The organism is Staphylococcus sp. GDY8P94P (assembly GCF_017892255.1).
In the GTDB taxonomy this organism is placed as follows: domain Bacteria; phylum Bacillota; class Bacilli; order Staphylococcales; family Staphylococcaceae; genus Staphylococcus; species Staphylococcus cohnii.
This window is the reverse complement of sequence record NZ_JAESKU010000015.1, coordinates 364,960-386,008: the sequence shown is the minus strand read 5'-3', so window position 1 is coordinate 386,008 and position 21,049 is coordinate 364,960. Positions and strand designations below refer to the sequence as shown.

The 21,049-nt window shown below is 31.5% G+C and carries 20 protein-coding genes and 1 other RNA gene; 2 read left to right on the top strand and 19 right to left on the bottom strand.

All coding sequences use genetic code 11. The features are described 5' to 3' along the window. Positions 1–20: 20 nt before the first annotated feature. From KA926_RS11320 to KA926_RS11300, 5 genes are all read right to left on the bottom strand, one after another. Positions 21–1,154 carry a THUMP domain-containing class I SAM-dependent RNA methyltransferase gene (locus KA926_RS11320; protein ID WP_210144390.1) on the bottom strand — a complete coding sequence of 378 codons (1,134 nt, stop codon included), beginning with the start codon at positions 1,152–1,154 and terminating at the stop codon, positions 21–23. Between the two features lie 163 nt (positions 1,155–1,317). Next, positions 1,318–1,693, bottom strand: an RNA gene (gene rnpB, locus KA926_RS11315) — RNase P RNA component class B. A 138-nt stretch (positions 1,694–1,831) separates the two neighbouring features. Then, the gene (gene gpsB, locus KA926_RS11310) at positions 1,832–2,182 is read right to left on the bottom strand and encodes a cell division regulator GpsB (RefSeq protein ID WP_019468939.1); all 351 of its coding nucleotides are present in this window, start codon (positions 2,180–2,182) and stop codon (positions 1,832–1,834) included. Between the two features lie 11 nt (positions 2,183–2,193). Then, positions 2,194–2,760, bottom strand: a complete 567-nt coding sequence (locus KA926_RS11305; RefSeq protein ID WP_210144389.1) for an SLOG family protein — start codon at positions 2,758–2,760, stop codon at positions 2,194–2,196. Continuing rightward, entirely contained in the window at positions 2,757–3,095 is a 339-nt protein-coding gene (locus KA926_RS11300) for a DUF1798 family protein (RefSeq protein ID WP_210144388.1), read from the bottom strand. Before KA926_RS11300 ends, KA926_RS11305 begins: the two co-directional genes overlap by 4 nt. Positions 3,096–3,345: 250 nt before the next feature. Here KA926_RS11300 and recU point away from each other — a divergent pair, with 250 nt between their 5' ends. Together recU and KA926_RS11290 are read left to right on the top strand one after the other, a co-directional pair. Then, positions 3,346–3,972, top strand: a complete 627-nt coding sequence (gene recU, locus KA926_RS11295; RefSeq protein ID WP_210144387.1) for a Holliday junction resolvase RecU — start codon at positions 3,346–3,348, stop codon at positions 3,970–3,972. Continuing rightward, the gene (locus KA926_RS11290) at positions 3,969–6,167 is read left to right on the top strand and encodes a transglycosylase domain-containing protein (protein ID WP_210144386.1); all 2,199 of its coding nucleotides are present in this window, start codon (positions 3,969–3,971) and stop codon (positions 6,165–6,167) included. Before recU ends, KA926_RS11290 begins: the two co-directional genes overlap by 4 nt. Before the next feature lie 539 nt (positions 6,168–6,706). On the opposite strand, the gene KA926_RS11285 is transcribed toward KA926_RS11290, so the two are convergent. The 14 genes from KA926_RS11285 to aroA all read right to left on the bottom strand — a co-directional run bounded on the left by KA926_RS11285 (position 6,707) and on the right by aroA (position 21,041). Then, complete coding sequence (locus KA926_RS11285) at positions 6,707–7,039, bottom strand: YpoC family protein (protein ID WP_107385083.1); 333 nt, start codon at positions 7,037–7,039, stop codon at positions 6,707–6,709. Between the two features lie 5 nt (positions 7,040–7,044). After that, positions 7,045–7,704: an endonuclease III gene (gene nth, locus KA926_RS11280; RefSeq protein WP_107385079.1), complete on the bottom strand. Its 660-nt coding sequence runs from the start codon at positions 7,702–7,704 to the stop codon at positions 7,045–7,047. Then, the gene (locus KA926_RS11275) at positions 7,694–8,386 is read right to left on the bottom strand and encodes a DnaD domain-containing protein (protein ID WP_419109704.1); all 693 of its coding nucleotides are present in this window, start codon (positions 8,384–8,386) and stop codon (positions 7,694–7,696) included. The genes nth and KA926_RS11275 overlap by 11 nt, the downstream gene beginning before the upstream one ends. Positions 8,387–8,473: 87 nt before the next feature. Beyond that, positions 8,474–9,766 (bottom strand): asparagine--tRNA ligase, encoded by a 1,293-nt coding sequence (gene asnS / locus KA926_RS11270; protein ID WP_210144384.1) that lies wholly within the window; start codon positions 9,764–9,766, stop codon positions 8,474–8,476. Positions 9,767–9,860: 94 nt separating this feature from the next. Beyond that, positions 9,861–12,560: a helicase C-terminal domain-containing protein gene (locus tag KA926_RS11265; protein WP_210144383.1), complete on the bottom strand. Its 2,700-nt coding sequence runs from the start codon at positions 12,558–12,560 to the stop codon at positions 9,861–9,863. 24 nt (positions 12,561–12,584) lie between these two features. Next, on the bottom strand, positions 12,585–13,556 hold the full coding sequence (locus tag KA926_RS11260) for a biotin--[acetyl-CoA-carboxylase] ligase (protein ID WP_210144382.1): 972 nt from the start codon (positions 13,554–13,556) through the stop codon (positions 12,585–12,587). After that, positions 13,540–14,748, bottom strand: a complete 1,209-nt coding sequence (locus KA926_RS11255) for a CCA tRNA nucleotidyltransferase (RefSeq protein WP_210144381.1) — start codon at positions 14,746–14,748, stop codon at positions 13,540–13,542. Before KA926_RS11255 ends, KA926_RS11260 begins: the two co-directional genes overlap by 17 nt. Further along, the gene (gene bshA / locus KA926_RS11250; protein ID WP_210144380.1) at positions 14,741–15,889 is read right to left on the bottom strand and encodes an N-acetyl-alpha-D-glucosaminyl L-malate synthase BshA; all 1,149 of its coding nucleotides are present in this window, start codon (positions 15,887–15,889) and stop codon (positions 14,741–14,743) included. Before bshA ends, KA926_RS11255 begins: the two co-directional genes overlap by 8 nt. 32 nt (positions 15,890–15,921) lie before the next feature. Then, on the bottom strand, positions 15,922–16,239 hold the full coding sequence (locus KA926_RS11245; protein WP_210144379.1) for a nucleotide pyrophosphohydrolase: 318 nt from the start codon (positions 16,237–16,239) through the stop codon (positions 15,922–15,924). A 330-nt stretch (positions 16,240–16,569) separates the two neighbouring features. After that, the gene (locus KA926_RS11240) at positions 16,570–17,265 is read right to left on the bottom strand and encodes a zinc metallopeptidase (RefSeq protein ID WP_210144378.1); all 696 of its coding nucleotides are present in this window, start codon (positions 17,263–17,265) and stop codon (positions 16,570–16,572) included. 37 nt (positions 17,266–17,302) lie between these two features. Beyond that, on the bottom strand, positions 17,303–17,905 hold the full coding sequence (locus KA926_RS11235) for a DUF1405 domain-containing protein (protein ID WP_210144377.1): 603 nt from the start codon (positions 17,903–17,905) through the stop codon (positions 17,303–17,305). Positions 17,906–17,909: 4 nt separating this feature from the next. After that, positions 17,910–18,470 (bottom strand): YpiB family protein, encoded by a 561-nt coding sequence (locus KA926_RS11230; RefSeq protein WP_210144376.1) that lies wholly within the window; start codon positions 18,468–18,470, stop codon positions 17,910–17,912. A 21-nt stretch (positions 18,471–18,491) separates the two neighbouring features. Next, a complete protein-coding gene (locus tag KA926_RS11225) occupies positions 18,492–19,739 on the bottom strand; it encodes a tetratricopeptide repeat protein (RefSeq protein WP_210144375.1) in 1,248 nt (415 codons plus the stop codon). 3 nt (positions 19,740–19,742) lie between these two features. Then, positions 19,743–21,041, bottom strand: coding sequence for a 3-phosphoshikimate 1-carboxyvinyltransferase (gene aroA, locus KA926_RS11220; RefSeq protein ID WP_210144374.1), 1,299 nt, complete (start codon positions 21,039–21,041; stop codon positions 19,743–19,745). Positions 21,042–21,049: the final 8 nt, after the last annotated feature.

Below are 21,049 nucleotides of genomic sequence, written 5' to 3'. Positions count from 1 at the left end.
TTCTGATTGATTCATGCAGTCTAATTTTTAGGTTTTTTATTCCCCCAATATTGATAATAAGTACACTCGATATAACCATTAAATAGCTTTCTTCTTTTTGTAGCTTTTTTATTAACTAAAAATTCAAATTCATTATTACTTGTTAAAATATAAGTTGATAAATAAGGGTGTTTCTGCATTAATTGACCAATATAACGATACATTTCTTCAACTTCTGCTCTATCACCAATACGTTCACCATATGGTGGATTGCCAATTAAAGCAATTGGTGCTTCTGACTCTATTGATAAGGTGTTAACATCTTGAACTTTAAAGTTAATAATGTCTGATAAGCCGACTTCTTCAGCATTTCTACGCGCTATTTCTATCATTTCTGGGTCAATATCTGATGCGTAGATCTCTAAAGGTCTATCGTAATGAGCTTGTTGATCAGCTTCATCTCTCAATTCATCGTATAGTCCATCAGGCATAATATCCCATGTTTCTGAAACGAAATCTCGATTAAAACCAGGTGCAATATTTTGAGCTATTAAACATGCTTCAATCGCAATCGTGCCAGAACCACAAAATGGATCTATCAATGGTGTATCACCTGTCCAATTTGCTAATTTAATCAAACTAGCAGCAAGTGTTTCTTTTATAGGCGCTTCACCTTGGGCAAGCCTATAGCCACGTTTGTTTAGCCCTGATCCAGAGGTATCTATTGTCAATAGTGCTTTATCCTTTAATAGAGCTACTTCAACTGGGTATTTAGCACCTGATTCATCTAGCCACCCTTTTTCTTGATAAGCAGTTTTTAATCGTTCAACAATTGCTTTTTTAACAATTGCTTGGCAATCTGGCACACTAAATAAAGTAGATTTTACACTTCGACCTTGTACAGGAAAGTTTCCTTCTTTTTCAATAATCGATTCCCATGGGAGTTCTTTTGTTTTTTCAAATAATTCATCAAATGTTTTTGCATTAAATTGACCAACAACAATTTTTATTCTATCGGCAGTTCTTAGCCATAAATTGCATTTAACTATTGCTGTTTCATCGCCTTCGAAAAAGATTTTGCCGTTTTCTACTGTTGTTGCATAACCAAGATCTTGGATTTCCTTAGAAACAACTGCTTCTAACCCCATTGGGCATACAGCTAATAATTGATACATTGTTTTGCTCCTTTTTTTAAATTGATTTAATTTAATTTTATCAAAAGTTATTTTAAATAGATATGACTTAACTTCTGTTTAGGTTCATATTAAAATTTTATGTGAATTTTAAACATTAAAAAAGCTCTCCTAAGTGGGAGAGCTTGGGGTCTAGTAATGATGTTTCTATAAGCCATGTTTTGTACCTTTGTACTGCCAACGTGTACTAGTTACACTCGTACGCTGGTGGTAACCATCTGTCTATATACACTTTAAAAGTATACCTTATTTATACGTTGAATTCCATTAAATAAGTGCTCCTACCTAATTTGGATTGCTCACTCGAGGGGTTTACCGCGTTCCACCTTTTATATTTCTATAAAAGCTACGTCACTGTGGCACTTTCAAACTATTTTAACCTTATCTAAAGACTTAGGTTATTTCGTTGCCGTCAATTTAATGCCTTGACTTATTGTTTCATCAAGCACGAACACTACAATCATCTCAGATTGTGTGAGCATGGACTTTCCTCTATATCGCTATAGCGATTACCCAAAACACCATCTTTAAGAGTATATCACTTTTCAAAGACTAGAACAAATAAAAATAAGATAAGTTTTGGGGAAAATCAAAACTTATCTTTATGTACGCAATAACTACTACGTATACATAATCATTTGTTGTGACAGTTAGTTATATTATTTACCGAACACTGCTTTTTCTAGGTTTGAAATTCTTTTTAGAATATCGACGTTGTTATTATTAGTAGTATTGCTTGTAGCATTACCGTTTGTTGAAAAGTTTTTATTCTCTTGTGGTCTTGAAGTAGCCACTCGTAATCTCAATTCTTCTAGTTCTTTTTTTAATTTGTTATTTTCTTCGGAAAGTTTAACAACTTCATTATCTAAATCTGCCATCTTTTGATAATCTGCTATGATGTCGTCTAAGAAAGCATCTACTTCTTCCCTTCTATAACCACGTGTCATAGTTTTTTCAAAATCTTTTTCATAAATATCTTTAGCTGATAGTTTTAATGAAACATCTGACATATTTTTCCACCTCATTCGAAACTTTGTTCTTGAGACCACTGCAAATCGTTGATAAATTCCGTTAATTCATCGAACGAAACAATGTCACAAGTATAATTTGTTTTTTCCATAAAATCAACTAACATTTGTTTAAAGTATTTTGGACTAGCTTCTTGTTCTTCGTCATATATCAGTAATGATTGATCAGTATGGTCGAGCATAAATTGATCTGTCTGTTTAAATTGATGTGGCCCTACATATGATGTATGAAATACGCTATCTACAAAATCAGCATGTTGCACAATGTGATTATATTTTGCTTGATTTTGTTCATTCCATCTATCAGTATGACCATAAAATGGTGTGACCACACCGAGTTTAAGATTAGGATATGTCTCTTTTAAATCAATTACTACTTCAGCTGTCCATAATTCTATACCCATCTGTCCTTGTATTAATACCCATTCAAGCCCTTCTTCAATCAATGATTTTAATTTATGTGCTATAAATTTTTTCAAATAAGAAACTTCAGGTGCATCATCTTTAAAGATATTAAGTTCAAATGACTTATAACCAGTCACATAAATTGTCCTTATCATAATGTAACATCACTTCTTTGTATATAACTTAAATCGTATTGTACTGCCTTAACTTTTTCTGTGAATAATTTACGGCTAGTCCTTTTAAAATGACATTCAACTGACAGTGATTCAATATTTGAAATAAGTAAATCAAATTTTTTCTTATTCATATAGGATAGTTGTAGTATTTTAGGCTCAAATGTGCTAAGTGTTTCTAACAGGTTATCTATGTAACTCGTAAATGGAACAACATCTTTGTAAAAATCATAGTCTATACCTTTCGATTTGACTGATTCATATCTATCTTGCATCATTTGCACATCATTTAATAGTTGGATAATTAATTGTTGCATGAAGTTTCCTCCTACACATTAAATTTACCACAAATAAATTTGATAGTCATTTTTGAAACCATCATCTAACATTTATGTCATATTCCAGGCATATTTATAGGGAAATATTGTTTAATTGAGAAAAGCACGTTAAAATAAATATTGATGTATGTACAGATACATTGCATTATATTTCATAGTTTGGAAAAAAAGATTATTTTCATGTATAATGAAAAAAGTTTTTGAAACCAAATTAAAGTGGTGAAAAACAATGAATTATCCAAATGGGAAACCATTTTACGGAAATAAGTCTCAAGTCGGACGAACTTATAAGGATGAAAAGAGTAAAATAAACTATGGTGGCAGAGGCATGTCACTTGAGAGTGATATTGAATTATCTAATACGCACTATTTGAAACTTGGGCAAGCTGTTATACATAAAAAGCCCACCCCCGTTCAAATAGTTAATGTTCATTATCCTATGAGAAGTAAGGCGGTAATTAATGAGGCTTATTTCCGAACGCCTTCGACTACTGATTACAATGGTATTTACAAAGGGCACTATTTAGATTTTGAAGCGAAAGAAACTAAAAATAAAACTTCTTTTCCATTGAATAACATGCATGAACACCAAGTGGTGCATATGGATGCTTGCTATGATCAGGGAGGAATTGTTTTTTTATTAATTCGCTTTAAATTATTAGATGAAGTTTATTTATTGCCTTTTCGCAAGTTTAAATATTATTGGCATCGGTACAAAAAAGAAATTAAAAAGTCGATTACGGTTGAAGAAATTAGAAAAAATGGTTACTATATTCCTTATCAGTATCAACCAAGATTGAATTACCTCAAAGCAGTTGATAAGTTGATATTAGATGAAAGTGAGGACCGCGTATGACGGAGAAAAAAAGGACTTCCGATTCAAATAAGAATGATAAGTCCGGAGAAAAAAAGAATAGGAATATAAAAAGAACGATTATTAAGATAATCGGGTTTCTCATCATAGCCTTCATTGTTCTAGCATTAATTGGTATTTTGTTATTTGCATATTATGCTTGGAAAGCACCTGCATTTACAGAATCAAAATTACAAGATCCAATTCCTGCTAAAATATATGATAAAGATGGCGATTTGATTAAAACGATTGATAATGGACAAAGACGTGAGCATGTTGATTTAGATGAAGTGCCTAAAAACATGAAATCAGCTGTCTTGGCAACAGAAGATAATCGTTTCTATGATCATGGTGCACTCGACTATAAACGTTTGTTTGGTGCAGTAGCTAAAAACTTTACGGGTGGATTTGGTTCGCAAGGTGCATCAACATTAACTCAACAAGTAGTTAAGCGTTCGTTCTTAACGGATCAAAAATCAATAGCACGTAAAGCACAAGAAGCTTATTTATCATATAGACTCGAACAAGAATATAGTAAAGATGAAATTTTTGAGATGTATTTAAATAAAATTTACTATTCTGACAGTGTTTATGGTGTGAAAGCTGCAGCTAAATATTACTTTGATAAAGATTTGAAAGATTTAAATTTAGCTGAATCGGCATATCTTGCTGGTTTACCGCAAGTTCCAAATACTTATAATATTTATGATCATCCAAAAGAAGCAGAATCACGTAAAGATACTGTTTTATACCTAATGGAATATCATAATCGTATTACTAAGAAACAAAAAGAAGAAGCACAAAATACATCATTAGAAGATAACTTAGTAAAACGTGATTCAGAAGATCGCCAAGTGAGTGATAAAAGTTCAAATCCTGAATATGATTCTTACGTTAACTTCGTAAAATCTGAATTAATGAATAATAAAGCTTTCAAGGGCAAAGATTTAGGTGAAGTGCTTAATAGTGGTGTCAAAATCTACACAAATATGGACAAAGATGTCCAAAAAACACTGCAAGATCGTGTAGATAATGGTGGTTACTATAAAAATGAAGACCAACAAGTTGGTGCTTCTATTGTAGACAGTGAATCTGGTGGTTTAGTTGCTATATCTGGCGGTAGAAATTATAAAGATATCGTTGACAGAAACTTAGCTACAGATGCTCACCCTACTGGTTCATCATTAAAACCATTCTTAGCGTATGGCCCTGCCATTGAAAATATGAATTGGGCTACGAATCACGCAATTCAGGATGAAGAAGCATATCAAGTTGATGGTGTCACATTTAGAAACTATGATACTAAAGGTCATGGTGAAGTTAAATTGTATGACGCTTTACGTCAAAGTTTCAATATACCAGCATTAAAAGCTTGGCAATCTTCAAAAGAGAACGCTGGAAATGACGCACCAAAAAATTTCGCTAATAAAGTTGGTTTAGAATATGAAGGAGATATAGGACCTTCTGAAGTATTAGGTGGTTCATCATCAGAATTCTCACCTACACAACTAGCATCTGCATTTGCATCTATTGCAAATGGTGGCGAATATAATAATGCACATTCTATTAAAAAAGTAGAAAAAGAAGATGGAGAAACAATTAATTACGATCATACAAGTAAGAAAGCAATGAAAGATTCCACTTCTTATATGTTAGCAGAAGTACTTAAAGGTACATTTGAAGCATATGGTTCAGCATATGGCCATGGTATATCCGGGGTAAATGTTGCAGCAAAAACTGGTACAGGTACTTATGGTGACCAAACTTACCAACAATATGGCTTACCTGATGATGCTGCAAAAGATGTATGGATGAATGGCTTCACACCAAAATACAGCATGTCAGTATGGATGGGCTTCAAAGAAGTTAAACAAGGCGGCGTAAATTCATTTGTTGGACATGACGAACAAGAGTATCCTCAATATCTATTCGAGGATGTAATGAGCAATATCTCACCAAGAGATGGCAAAGACTTTAATAAACCTGATTCAGTAAATGGTGATAGTAAAGATAGCCTATCTGTTGCAGGACATCCTGATGACAATACAACAAGTAATAAACCTCGAGGACAAGGTGGCAACAGTAATAGTAATAGCAATGACAGTGATAATAATAGCAATAGTTCTTCATCAGCTTCATCAACTAGCTCAAACAGTAGTAATACAAATAATTCTAATGGCTTATCAAGAGCGCAATAATTATTAATTGAAGTTTTTGAGTATCTATTACAAAGCCCAAAATGTGCTTAGTTATCATCATTGTTTATGAACACATAAACGCCAATTTCTATTGAAATTATATAGAAATTGGCGTTTTCTTTATTTTATAGAGATTTTGTTACTTGTTGACATTTTATGGAATTGTATGAATAAGAAACTAAGTATCAAGTGTAAATTTGATAAGCATAGAGCACCAAAACCTTTGGAAATTAAATAAAAAGAAATGAGACAGAAATCTAATTATATTAAAATGGTTTCGTTGTCACTTCGGCAAGGATGATCATAATTGAAAAAATATAAGAGGATTATCTGAACTGTAGCTCATGCATAAGTCCCACTAACTCAATAATTTGAGAAGTGGGACTTATTAATTTCAGCTCTACTATCTATTGACCATATGAATAAGTCTGGACGGATCAATGATGTTTCAAGACGCATTTTGTTTAAAATATTGCTATATGATTGTAATGACATCACAAAATTGATTTGTAACTCAATTTCAACGCTAAATATTTGTGTTAATGGCCTTTATTTTTGTTTCGTATTTGGTATGATGCATTCATTTTAATTAATTCCGATTTAAGTGTCTTCATTTGACTATAACCCATAAAATGATATTTACGCGCAATCATATAATGATAACGTTCTTTAAAATTCATTGGTACAACTGGATAATCGGTTAATCGCTCAAAGTCAATCGTATGAATGTGATTGATTTGTTTAAAAAAAGTTTCAATCATATCAAAATATTCATCAATTAATACCTTAGCTTCTTCAGAATTTAATTTTTTTTGTTTCGAGAATAAATCTATTTGTTCTTCTAATCTTATAAAATCTTCTTTTGAAATCAATTGTGTCACACTTCTTTCAAACTGGCTTTATATCTTTTTTGCCCTTCTCTACATTCATTAAATAAGGGGCAAATATCACATTTAGGGCTACGTGCTAAACAGTGATAGCGTCCGAAGAAAATAAGTTGATGATGCGTTTTATTCCAACGTTCTCTAGGTACTACTTTGCATAATTTATCTTCAACTTGTCTAACATTATCTTTCCACCTACAAATACCTAAACGTTTAGCTACACGTTCTACATGAGTATCTACTGCAAGCGAAGGTTCATTAAAAGCAACACTCATCACTACATTTGCTGTTTTACGCCCCACTCCAGCTAGACTTTCAAGCTCTGCATGTGTTTGAGGAATGACGCCATCAAATTTATTTAGTAATGATGCACATAATTTTTGGATATTTTTAGCTTTATTTCTATATAAGCCAATAGTACGAAGATCATTTTCTAATTCTGAGATATCTACATTTAGATAATCTTCAGGTGTTTTATATTTTTTAAAAAGATTTTTAGTTAGTTTATTAACAGAAATATCTGTAGTTTGTGCTGATAATAACACTGCAATTGTTAGTTCAAATGGATTATCATGTACAAGTTCGCATTCAGCGTTTGGGAACATATTAGCAATGACGTCAATCATTTCTAAAGATTTTTTATTACTTATCATCTTGATTCTCCTCATTTAGCCAATCAAATTTAGGCACTTTTTTTACTGTGTGTTTCATTTTAGGTTGGTTAAACTGTCGGCTTATTTTTTTGGAATCTTCAATGGTTTTCACATTATTTTTTTTCCAATTTAACAGAATTCTATCAATATATTTAAAACTCATTTTGTTTTGGCTTTCTGCCTCATCTAAAGCTGCTTGAATCACACTTAAGTCGTGTTTATCTACATCTAACCATTGGTTTAATGTCTCAATTTCATATGGTGATAACGGTCTACCAAAAGCTTGTTCAATTTGTTGAAAAAGCTTGTTGAATTCAAGTTCAGTTTGTTTTTGATTATTATTATCATTAACGTGTTGCATAATATCATTTAGTTTATAATAAAATGGATCGAGATTCATATATTCAGTAAATTTGCCTTCTTCATCTTTATTAACGTTTAATTCTAATAAATCACGTTGAATAAGATTTTGTATAATGGCAGTAATTTCCCTGGAATCTAGTGAAGTTCCTTTCTGTAAAGATTCAATAGATGGTTGTTTATTGGTCATTTCCGATGCATGAATCAATTTTATCAAAATAACTAATTCACGTTCATTGATACCTAATTCATTATAGTGTTCTAGTAATTCTTTGTGAATTACAACAGGTCTAGTCTTTAGCATATCTATATTCAAATACATCCCTCCTTATCTTGTATAAATATTATAAAAAAGTCCAGCCATAAAATAGACTGGACGTAGCTTCGGTAGTTACTTGTATTGATAAGGTTATGGATATAGACGATTTAATAAACGAGGGAATGGTGCAGTTTCACGAACATGTTCTACACCTGATAACCATGCAACTGTTCTTTCAAGTCCTAATCCGAACCCACTATGAGGTACACTGCCATAACGGCGTAAATCTAAATAGTAACTATAACTTTCAGCATCTAATTCAAATTCATTGATACGTTGTTCTAATAATGCAAGGTCATTAATACGTTCAGAACCACCAATTATTTCACCATATCCTTCAGGTGCAATTAAATCTGCACACAACACAGTATCCTCATTATCAGGATTTGGTTGCATATAGAATGGTTTGATTTTTGTTGGATAATTTGTAATAAATACAGGTAAATCATAATGATTTGCAATTGCAGTTTCATGGGGGGCACCGAAGTCTTCACCCCATTCAATGTCATCAAAACCTTGTTCTTTCAAGAATTCAACTGCATCATCATATGTGATACGTGGGAAAGGAGTTGCAACTTTTTCAAGCTTTTCAGTATCACGTTCTAAAATATTTAATTCTAATTTACAATTTTCTAGTACTGATTTAACAACATGAGTTACATATTGCTCTTGAATTTCTAAGCTTTCGATATGATCGCAAAATGCTTTTTCAGCTTCTATCATCCAAAATTCAATTAAATGACGACGTGTTTTAGATTTTTCTGCACGGAATGTCGGTCCAAATGAAAATACTTTACCGTGAGCCATTGCAGCTGCTTCTAAATAGAGTTGACCACTTTGAGATAAAAAAGCATCTTGATCAAAATATTTAGTATGGAATAGTTCACTTGTGCCTTCTGGTGCACTAGCTGTTAAAATAGGTGGATCTATTTTAGTAAACCCAGTATTATTAAAGAATTCATAAGTTGCACGAATAATTTCGTTTCTTATTTTCATAACTGCATGTTGTTTTTTTGAACGTAACCAAAGGTGACGATGATCCATTAAGAATTCTGTACCATGGTTTTTCGGTGTGATTGGGTAATCATGTGCTTCTGCGATGATTTCAATAGATTTTACTTGCATTTCATAACCTAAGTCAGAACGATTATCTTCTGAGATAACGCCAGTAATATATAATGAAGTTTCTTGCGTAATATCTTTAGCTAATTGAAAAGTATCTTCGTCTACATCAGCTTTTACTACGACACCTTGCATAAAGCCAGTACCATCTCTTAACTGCAAGAATGCAATTTTACCACTTGAACGTTTATTCGTTAACCAAGCACCTATCGTTACTTCTTGGTTAATGTAATGTTTTGCTTCTTTTATCGTTGTTTTCATAACCAAACTCCTAATATTTTTGTAGTCTTCTTTTATTAATCCTTATACATTTTAACAAAATCAAGATACAACTTCTAGTTGCGCGTGTTAACTTTTAATAATGTGTTGTCTCTTTTTTTATTTTTTTAAGTAAGCTTGAAAATTGTTTTATATCACCTTTTTTTTGGCGATAACTTTCTAGTGATTGTTCAAAGAATTGTTTGTAATTACTTTTAATTAAACGATCATCAAAGGATACAATTATGCCTTTATCTTGTTCATTTCGAATAAGTCTACCTAACCCCTGTCTGAAACGCGTAACAGCATCTGGTAATACAAAATCTTTGAATGTGGAAGTGAATTCAGATTCCATTAGCCAATATTTAGTATTATTATGATTCATGAACGGTAGTTTTGTGATCATAACGCATTTGATACCATTTGATTGAAAATCAAACCCTTCAAAAAATGTTCCAGTCCCTAATAATATGGCTTTAGAAAAACTGTTGAATTGTTGAACAATTTTATAGTTTTGGTTTTGTTGTTGCGTGAGTATTACATAATCTTCAAATTCAGGTAATTCATTCAAGAGTTCTTGTACCATATGCATCATCTTATAACTAGTGAAAAGAATTAAACATTTTGATTCAACGACTGTTGTATATTCTATAACATAATTGACAATAGAGCTCACATAATCATCAATATTTTTATAATTATATGAAGCAATATCATTTGGTATAAATACTGTTGTCTGATTTGAAGATACTGCAGTAGTATCAAGTTCATAAGTATTAAAAACGATGTCCTTATTAAACCACTGCTTGAAATTTTCAAATGAATGATTAAAGGTTAAAGTACCTGAAATGAATGTTAGCGCATTAAATTTATCTAACACTTGTTTTGTTAGTATTTCTTTCACATCATAATCTTTGACATTTAATTTTATTGTGGATTTTTGATTAATATTTTTAATAGACAAATAACTAATATGATTATTTTTTAAACTAGTTTCAATTGCCCTAAATTTATCATTGATATAAAGTAATTGTTTTCTTACTGTTTTAATCGCTTTATGGCTCATGCCATTAAAGAATTCTAAAGTCATGTTTAATTTATGAATAACGGCATGCAAATCATTCAAAATCGGCGTTACATCGAAATGATATACAAAATGAACTTTATGCACTTCATCATCATGTATTTCTGATTGTTGGATGCTATTAAACATAGTACTAAACAATTGTTCGTTTAAATCATGTATTTCATTGATATTTGTTTTAAGGCCAAAAACATCGATTGGTGGTATATCTAACTTTTCAAGTATACGTTGTTGTTCTAAATAGTCGATTGCTGCAAGCAATTTTTCGTTTTCAGTTTTACCAATCAGTCCTAATTGATACTTAACATCAGAATAACTTAACTCATTCGTAACTTGATTTAAAGCATAGTCAGGTAATCTATGTGCTTCGTCAATAATACAATCATCAAATAATTGATAGATTGTATTATCATGTGAAGCATGAATTAAATGTGCATGATTAGTAATACCGATTTGAATATTTTTTGCGTTGCGTTTAATAAAGTTAAAATAATTAATGTCATTACGCACTGGAACATAAGTTTCTAACTTTTGTTCGTAATACATTTTCTGTCCGCCTTTTAAATCTAACTCTTGAATATCTCCAGTATGCGTTTCTGTAATCCAAATTAATAATTGCATTTTTAAAATGCTTACTTCGTAATTATTAGATTCATCTTTCAAAATTTGACTGATTAATCCTAAAGAAATATAGTCTCTTTTACTTTTGATTAATGAAGCATTTATTTTAAAATTTAAAGCTGATTTTAGAGCAGGTATATCTTTCTCCAACAATTGGCTTTGTAATAATTTTGTATTTGTAGAAATCATTACATGTTTCCCAGTTTGAATATTATACATTAATGATGCTAATAAATAAGAAAATGATTTGCCACTTCCTAATGGTGCCTCAATCATGGCTTTTTCACTATGCATCAATTGTTCTAATATAATTTCAGCTAAATATAATTGTTGTGGTCTATACGTTAAATTTAATTTTTCAGTAATATCTGTATATAGATCTTTTAAGGTTCCATCAAAATTGGCAGTAGGCGCTTTAAAATCTTTTTGTTTTTTATAAATAATCTGTTCAAACTGATCGAAATCTTCATTTAAAGGTTCATGATTATGGTTTCGAGCCATTTCAAAAAGAACATCATGTAAATCATACTTTAAATTTTTACTTAAATAATAAAGTTGCTTTAAAGTGTCTAAATGGAGCGCTTCAAATTTATTAAAAGCAAGTATCATAAGTTGTGCCGTCGTTGCAGCATCTTCATCAGCACGGTGAGCATTATTTAATATGATTCCATGAGATTCTGCTAATTCACTTAATTGGTAACTTTTATCTGTTGGGAAAGCTACTTTAAACAACTCTAATGTATCTAATACCTTTTTAGGTTTATATTTGATATTGCAATTTTTAAACGATTTTTTTATAAAATTTAAGTCAAAGGTCACGTTATGTGCTACAAAGATGCAACCTTCTAGTTGCTTATAGATATCGTCAGCAATTTCATGAAAATATGGTGATTGATTTAGCATTTCTTCTTCAATTGAGGTTAATGCTTGAATAAAAGGAGGAATTTCTAAATCTGTTTTCACCATAGAGTGATAGGTGCCAATTATTTTATTATCATGAACGAAAGTAATACCAATTTGAATAATTTCATCATAATCTAATTGATTACCCGTCGTTTCTAAATCAACAACAGCGTAACAAGGTTGTGTCATTTTCATTCCTCCTTTTCTAATAATTTAAAGTTCTATATCTGCACTCATAAGTTTGTGTTGTATCTGTTGGTCATCAATGACGATTAAATAGCCATCCTCATCAATATCTACAGCTTCACCTTGAAATTGTTGCGCATTTTCAGTGAATTTTAGAGTTCTATTCCAAATATTTGAAGCTTCAATATATTCGTTTCGTATAGTAGAAAATGGTTGGTTTAAAAATTGGTGATAACGTCTTTCAATTTGACTTATCAATTGCTCTAAAAAATGATAACGATGTATTTTTTGGTTAGCATGTATTCTCAAGCTCGTAGCTTTTAATTGTAACTCACCTTGAAAGTCTTCGGCTAAGTGATTCATGTTTATGCCAATACCACATATAACCGCTTCTATACCATCACTATTAGCTACCATTTCAGTCAAAAAGCCGCAAGCTTTTTTTCCATCAATATAAATATCATTTGGCCATTTTATAGTTACGCTTTCATTACTAAATTGTTGCATTGTATCTCTGATACCCAATGCCATAAACAAATTAAATTTCGTTATCATTTCAAATGGAACTTTTGGTCGTAGCACAATAGACATCCACAACCCTTTGCCACGTGAAGAATCCCAAGGTCTATTGAAACGGCCTTTTCCTTTCGTTTGTTCATCACTTAAAATTAAAAAAGTATCTGTATTGCCAACTAATTTCTGCTTAGCGAGTAACTGTGTGGAATCTATTTGTGCTATTACCTCAACATGATCAAACATTTTTTGCTCATCGATTAAAGGTTCTACAATCCCACTATACCATTTATCAGGTAGTTCAATTAAGCGATGTCCTTTATGGTTAATTGATTCAATTTCGCATCCTTCTTGCTTTAGTTGATCTATGACTTTTTTGACTGCTGTTCGAGAAATTGCAAGATGTTCAGCGATAAATTGACCAGAAATATATTCATCTTGATTTGTATATAAGATTTGTATAACATCTTTACTGTATTTCGACATGTGAATTCACCCACCTAATGAGTTCTGATTTAATATTTTGAACATCTCCATCGATAATCGCAATCTCAATATCTCTCAATATTGTTTTTAGCCAAGGACCGCTTTGTTTATTGACTACTTCAAGGATATCTTTACCATTAATATCAATATCTTTTCTCGATTGAATTGGTAGTTGTTTGGATACTTCTTTTACAGACTGTGTATTTATAATGAGTGGTGAAAAAGATGGTAAATGGTTTTTTATATGTAAATCCATATAATTTAATATGGATTGTATATCTTGCTCACCATAATCATAAATAAGTATTTTAAAGTCTGATTTTGATTTAATATTGGGTAATTGATTGAGTAGCTTTTCTAACTTGCTTATATATTTTTTGTCATTATTACTGATTTTCAAATCATTAAGATTGCCATTTATTGAAGGTTGCTGTACTTTCATTAATGCTACTAATAAAGTGAACGGAATGGCTTCATCCAAAATAAAATTATTTAGATTATAATGTTTAAAAAAAGGAATGTAATTAAATGCATTCAAACGCTGTAAGTTTTCAAAGCTATTGGCTACATATTTACCAGAAGTGAGTTTCTTTAACTCAACCACTATACGTTCAATTGATAAATGTTCAATATCATTGATGTGTGATTGCATACCGTAAAAAGTTTCATTTTCTAGTGAGAACCCTAATTGTGATTGAAAACGTAACCCTCGGATGATTCTTAATGCATCCTCATTAAAACGTTCTTGTGCATTTCCTACAGTTCTGATTATGCGATTTTTTATATCTTGTTGCCCATTAAAATAGTCATGAATATGAAAATCGGCGTCCATGGCTATTGCATTCATTGTAAAATCACGTCTTTTAACATCCTCATATAATTCGCGCACAAAAAATACTTCGTTAGGTCTACGATGATCATCATAATCCCCTTCTGCACGAAAAGTCGTTACTTCATAATGTTCCCCGTTATAAACAACATTAATTGTACCATGTTCTCTACCTATAGGAATTGTCTTTTCAAAAATAGCTTCTACTTCATCAGGTGTCGCACTCGTAGTAATATCGATATCGTGTATTGTTTTATGCATTAGATAATCTCTGACAGATCCCCCAACAAAATATGCTTGGTGCTGGTTAGATTGTAAAGTTTTTAATATAGGTTTTGCTTGTTCGAATAATGTTTTAGTCATGATTACCCTCTAACATTTTTTTATAATAATATTCATATTGATCAGCAATTAAATCTGAAGAAAAACGTTCAGCAACATCATTCAACATTTGCTGCTGCATTTTTTTATAAAGCTGATCATCTGTCAACAATTGTAAGGCATACGTACTAGCTTTCTCACTATCTCCAACATCTACAAGAAAACCTGTTTCATTATGTTTAATTACTTCCTTGATACCTCCAGCAGTTGAGCCAACTGGAAGTACACCTGATTTCATTGCTTCTAGTAATGTGAGACCAAAGCTTTCCTTTTCACTTAATAATAATACTATATCTGATATTTGATAAAATTCACTTACCCAATTTTGCTTACCTAAAAATAGTACGGAATCTTCAATATTTAATTCACGTGCTTTTGTTTTCATATCCATTAATTGAGGACCATCACCTAATAAAATAAGTTTTGATGACAATTGTTGGTGTATCTTTGCGAAAGTTTCAATGACTGTATCAATACGTTTAACGGCTCTAAAATTAGAAACGTGAATAACCACTTTTTCCTCAGGTTTTATCCCGTAACAAGCCTTTAATTTGATATCGGATTCAGTCGGCGTTGAATGTTTTGTAGGAAATTCATTTTCTCTAACGAAATTATATATTGGAATAATAGCTTTATCAGTTTCAATAATATCAGTTGTTTGTTCGGCTAGTGATTTACTAACGCTTGTTACTATATCACTACCTTCTATACCAAATTTAATCGCATTTTTTAATGAATGGTCATATCCCAATACAGTAATATCAGTGCCATGTAAAGTGGTCATTATTTTAATATCTTTACCTGACATGTGTTTCGCTAGGATGCCACAAACAGCATGTGGTACCGCATAATGCATATGTAATAGATCTAAGTCATACTCATTGATTACTTCAGCAATCTTTGTACTTAAGGTGATATCATAAGGTGCATATTGGAATACAGCATATTGATTCACTTCAACTTGATGAAACGTAATATTTGGTAATGGTTTTCTAATCCTAAAGGGTATATTTGATGTTATAAAATGGATATCATGTCCTCTTTCTGCTAACTTGATACCCAATTCAGTAGCGATAATACCAGAACCACCCATAGACGGGTAACATGTAATTCCTATTTTCATAGGTGGCACATCCTTTCTTAAACAATGTCAATCTATTTTCTTTCAAAACGATTTTTATCACGTGTATTAAATTTATTCATCGTTTCGTTAAAGCTTTCCGTCATGTCTATATCTAAAGAATTAGCAATACATAGTAACACAAATAAATTATCTCCAAGTTCTGCTTTTACTGTGTTTGCTGCTTCACTATCTTTTTTCTTTTTTTCACCATAAAAGTGGTTAATTTCTCTTGATAATTCTCCCACTTCTTCTGATAATCTTGCGAGATTTGCTAGAGGTGAAAAGTAGCCTGTTTTAAATTGATTTATATAGTCATCTACTTCGATTTGCATATCTTTCATTGATTTCATGATAAACGCCTCTCATTCTTACAGTTTCTTTTATAGTATAGACTAATTCTATGATTCATGCATTATTCCTGCAACCTTTATACGCTATTCAATGTTAATCCAGCATTGAATATAATGATAATATGATACACATAAAGTACACAATAATGCATCTAACGAAAAATGAGCGTGATAAATGTTTATATTGAAGGATAATTATTGCAAGCATAAAAAAGAGGCTGGACAAATTTATTGTCTCAACCTCTAATGCTAATATTGTCATTCTTGTCATTTTAAGACGAAGAAATCATTTGAAACCAATTAGACTTCTGTCAGATGTGTATGGCCAAATTATTCACTTGATCTAGCGATTAAAATGAAACGTGCAAGTTCTGCTAATGCTACAGCAGTTGATGCAACGTAAGTCATTGCAGCAGCAGATAATACTTTTTTCGCATGTCGATATTCTTTTTCATTAACAATATCTAAACTTTTGATTTGTTTCATTGCTCTACTGCTGGCATCAAATTCGACTGGTAAGGTAACAATTGAGAAAAGTACTGCAAATGACATTAATGCAATGCCAATCCAAAGTGCAGTTGAACCCAATGTACTCTGTAAACTAGTTAAAACAATACCAACAAACACTGCCATGTAACCTAAAGAACTACCAATATTTGCTAAAGGTACTAATGATGTTCTAAACCTTAAGAAGAAGTAACCCTGAGCATGCTGGATAGCATGACCTACTTCATGGGCAGCTATTGCTGTTCCAGCTACTGAAGGTCTATTGAAGTTCGCTGGAGATAAGACAAGTACTTTTTTACTAGGATCGTAGTGATCTGTTAGAAATCCTTTACCTTCGACAACGTCTACATCATAAATTCCATTTGAATGGAGTATTTCAAGCGCTACTTCACGCCCTGTTTTTCCACTAGTTGATCTTACTTGGGAATACTTTTCATAGTTAGATTTAACCTTGTGTTGTGCCCATAGAGGCAGAACCATTAAGATAACAAAGTATATAATCATATAAATAAAAGACAAAAATCCTCACTCCTTTATAAACATTTTACTGTGGACGTTAATAATGGTCAAATATTTTATCTTTTTTAAATAGAGTTAAACTTAAATATAAAACTAAAGGTATGACACTTAACCAAAATGCTAAGTATGCAATTGCCCCAATGTGATTTTCAATAAAATCATAAAAAGGATATTGCATGAATACATAATCGATAATGTCATTGTGGAACACCCATATCATTGCTACGAAAAACGAAAGCATAGTCACTTTAAACCTTGGATAAAATATAAAAGCTTCAATGGCCATAATACCGTGGGAAAGTATCAGCATACAACCTATAATTGTAATCATGTCGTATTGGATAAATAAAATAATATTCATAATTACAGCCCATACACCATATTTGATTAATGTGACAAAAGCAAGTGCTTCAATGATTGGTATGTTCTGGTTAACAATTAACCCTAGTATAGCAATACATAAAAATAATGATGCAGTCGGACTATCAGGTACAAAAGGTATAAAATACCATGGTGTAATACTCATTTGTGAACCATACCAAATATACCCATAAATCGTTCCTAATAAATTACATATTAATAAGAAATAGAGCATCCCTTTATTATAAATGATAAGTTGCCAAAGCGAATAAATGTTCATATAGTCAATCCTTCGATAATGTATTAAGATTCCTCAACTTAAATGTATTAAGGATTTGAGATAATTGATAAAATAAAGCTTTATCTTGTAATTGTAAACTTAAGTCAATATTGTCTTGTAAATATTTGATAATAGATAATTCACTTTGTTTTGATAATGGCAAGACATAAATATCTTGAATATATATAGCATAATAAGGAGAGTGAAGTAATTGTGTTAACAATAATTCATCTAATCTTGTATCTCTTGAACCTTCATTATTTAAATATAATTTGATATCAAAAAAGATGTTTTGATTTGCGATATAGTCAAATATTTTTTCATTGTTAATATATTGTTGATTCTGCACTTTAAGTTTTATGGCGATATTGTCTGTATTCACTGCAGCAATTTCTAAAGTATTATGACTAGGAATTTGCTCATCTACAAAGTATATTTTTTGTAATAATTCAGGTGAGGATTTTATCAAATTTAATACCCATACACTAATTCGAGATTTAAAACGATAATGGAATAATACGTATTCTATAAAACTTGCTTTTACTTGTTGTAAGGTATCAGTCAATGTACTCACCTTCCTTACTTTTTAGAATGATTGCAATCTCTCAGCTTCATCATGCCATGTTTCATTAGATGGATCTATTTCCAGTAATTGTTTTAAGATTTGTTGAGCTTGTTCTATATAACCAATTTCAACTAAATAGAAATAATAATCACTTAAAAATGCTGATTGTGTTCTCATAGTTGGATAAGCTAATTCAAAGAAATGTTGAGCTTCTTTATCTCGCTCTTCTTTACCTAATGCATGTGCTAAGTGCCACATAAATACTGGATCCAAATCTTCTTCATCTGCATATTGAAGTAAGCCAATAATTGACTCGTAATCTTCTTCTTGTCTATAGAAATCACTTAAGATTAAAAGTGGTTCCTGATAAGCATTGTCTACATCTAAAGCTTGTAGTAGTAATTGAACACCTTCATTAGCATCTCCGTGTTCGATTTGAATACTTCCTGTTGATACCATTAATTCTTTATAAAATTGACTCAATCTCAATCCTTCTTTACCAATTTCAATGGCATCTGCGTGATTATGCTCGTTTTCATACAATTGTTGTAGATAAAAGTAGCCTTGTAGGAAATCTGGATCTTTTGATAATAGTGTTTGTACTAATTTGATAGCTTCTTGTGTTAAATCATTTTTTTCATAAGCAATCGCTTTTTTGAAGTAACTTTCTGAATCCATTTCATCTTCACTGATTTCATCGAACATCGTGATTGCATCGCTATAATTTCCACTTTGCAAGCTACAATCAGCTAAACGGGAGAATAAATTAACATTATTGACCTGATATTCTCCCGTTTCTAGTACCGTTTCATATTCCGATGAAGCACGTAAATATTGTCCATCAAAATAAAGTAATTCTGCCAATGCGAAATGGATGATTGGGTCATTGGGTTCAATATCAATTGCTTCTACTAATTTATCAATAGCTACTTCTAGCATATTTAATTGTTGGTACAAATCTGCTTCCAACATCAAACGTTCCGTAGAAAGTTCAACAGTACTTAAATATTCTAATGCTTCATCCGTTTGGTCTTCCGCGATCAGCCCTTCAATAAAATAAATTAACAGTTCACTTTCATCTGGATATTTATGATAAAGTGTACGAAATACCTCAAGACCTTGTGGCATTAATCCATAATTATATAGTGTTTCACCAAGTATAAAGAGTGCATCATCTTTTGGAGAACTTAACGCGTCATTTACACGTGTATCTAAGTTGTCTAGTTTTTGTAAGTTGATATCATCTATAAGTTTATAGATATCTTCCATACTTTATCCCTCTTTTTCTAATTGTTTAAATTTAGCTAAGAAACCTGGGAAGGAAACATTGACTGCATCAAATTGATCAATCGTTAATGTATCATCAGTTAATAAAGAAGTTACAGCAAGCATCATTCCAATACGGTGATCAGTAAAACTATCCACTGTGGCAGTTTGTTCCAATCTTGATGGATGTATAATCATACCATCACTTGTTGGTTGCAATGTAAAGCCTAATAAATTCAACATGTTTGCTGTAGTATCAATACGATTTGTTTCTTTGACCTTTAATTCTTCCGCTTCTTTTATAATACTTGTGCCATTTGCTTGAGTACAAAGTAAGGCAATAACTGGTAACTCATCAATTGCTCTAGGTACTAACTCACCTTCGATATGAATAGGTTTCATGTTTGGCGTATACTGTACACGTATTGAAGCGGTAGGTTCTGAACCATTCGTTTGATTGAATAAAGTTATATTTCCACCCATTTGTGTCACGATATCAATAATACCTGAACGTGTTGGATTTATGCCAACATTGTGAATTGTAATATCACTGCCTGGTGTTATCAAGCCAGCAACAATGAAATATGCAGCAGAAGAAATGTCGCCAGGTACATGAAAATCAGTGGCAGTAATATGTTTGATACTATTTTCAGGTAATTCAATCGTTTTATCATTGGTAGTGATTGGAATTTGATAATGTTCAAACATCGTTTCTGTATGATTACGCGTAATACCGATTTCAGAAATAGTCGTTTTTTCGTTTGCAAATAAGCTTGCAAATAATATTGCACTTTTAACTTGAGCACTTGCGACTTCCATTTGGTATGTTATGCCTTTAATTTGAGCAGGTTTGATTATTAAAGGTGTATAATTATTATTTACACCTGAAATATCTGCATTCATTAAGGTTAATGGTTTCATAATACGATCCATAGGTCTTTTTCCAATTGAAGCATCACCAGATAGCACTGTTTCAATACCAAGACCACACAATAATCCAGCAACTAAGCGTGTAGTTGTTCCAGAATTACCAGTATAGAGTACTTGATGTGGTGTTTGGAAAAATTTGTATCCAGGTGAATTAATTTCTATTTTATCTTCTAATATATCTATTTCCACACCAAGCAGACGGAAAATTTCAACTGTACGAATACAATCTTCACCAAGTAATGGTTTATATATCGTTGATTTGCCATATGCTAATGAGCTCAGAATAATAGCTCTATGCGTCATTGATTTATCTCCAGGAACTTCTATATCTCCAATCAGAGGACCTTTTATATCAATTGTTTTACTAATAACCAAATATGTCA

Excerpts from the sequence above, each read along its gene's own strand:
- KA926_RS11290 (WP_210144386.1), top strand. The coding sequence starts at position 3,969 with ATGACGGAGAAAAAAAGGACTTCCGATTCAAATAAGAATGATAAGTCC.
- KA926_RS11225 (WP_210144375.1), bottom strand. The coding sequence starts at position 19,739 with ATGGAAGATATCTATAAACTTATAGATGATATCAACTTACAAAAACTA.
- KA926_RS11275 (WP_419109704.1), bottom strand. The coding sequence starts at position 8,386 with ATGTATTTGAATATAGATATGCTAAAGACTAGACCTGTTGTAATTCAC.
- KA926_RS11255 (WP_210144381.1), bottom strand. The coding sequence starts at position 14,748 with ATGACTAAAACATTATTCGAACAAGCAAAACCTATATTAAAAACTTTA.
- gpsB (WP_019468939.1), bottom strand. The coding sequence starts at position 2,182 with ATGTCAGATGTTTCATTAAAACTATCAGCTAAAGATATTTATGAAAAA.
- recU (WP_210144387.1), top strand. The coding sequence starts at position 3,346 with ATGAATTATCCAAATGGGAAACCATTTTACGGAAATAAGTCTCAAGTC.
- nth (WP_107385079.1), bottom strand. The coding sequence starts at position 7,704 with ATGATAAGTAATAAAAAATCTTTAGAAATGATTGACGTCATTGCTAAT.
- asnS (WP_210144384.1), bottom strand. The coding sequence starts at position 9,766 with ATGAAAACAACGATAAAAGAAGCAAAACATTACATTAACCAAGAAGTA.
- KA926_RS11235 (WP_210144377.1), bottom strand. The coding sequence starts at position 17,905 with ATGAACATTTATTCGCTTTGGCAACTTATCATTTATAATAAAGGGATG.
- bshA (WP_210144380.1), bottom strand. The coding sequence starts at position 15,889 with ATGAAAATAGGAATTACATGTTACCCGTCTATGGGTGGTTCTGGTATT.
- KA926_RS11260 (WP_210144382.1), bottom strand. The coding sequence starts at position 13,556 with ATGTCGAAATACAGTAAAGATGTTATACAAATCTTATATACAAATCAA.
- KA926_RS11320 (WP_210144390.1), bottom strand. The coding sequence starts at position 1,154 with ATGTATCAATTATTAGCTGTATGCCCAATGGGGTTAGAAGCAGTTGTT.
- KA926_RS11305 (WP_210144389.1), bottom strand. The coding sequence starts at position 2,760 with ATGATAAGGACAATTTATGTGACTGGTTATAAGTCATTTGAACTTAAT.
- KA926_RS11265 (WP_210144383.1), bottom strand. The coding sequence starts at position 12,560 with ATGACACAACCTTGTTACGCTGTTGTTGATTTAGAAACGACGGGTAAT.
- KA926_RS11245 (WP_210144379.1), bottom strand. The coding sequence starts at position 16,239 with ATGAAATCAATGAAAGATATGCAAATCGAAGTAGATGACTATATAAAT.
- KA926_RS11300 (WP_210144388.1), bottom strand. The coding sequence starts at position 3,095 with ATGCAACAATTAATTATCCAACTATTAAATGATGTGCAAATGATGCAA.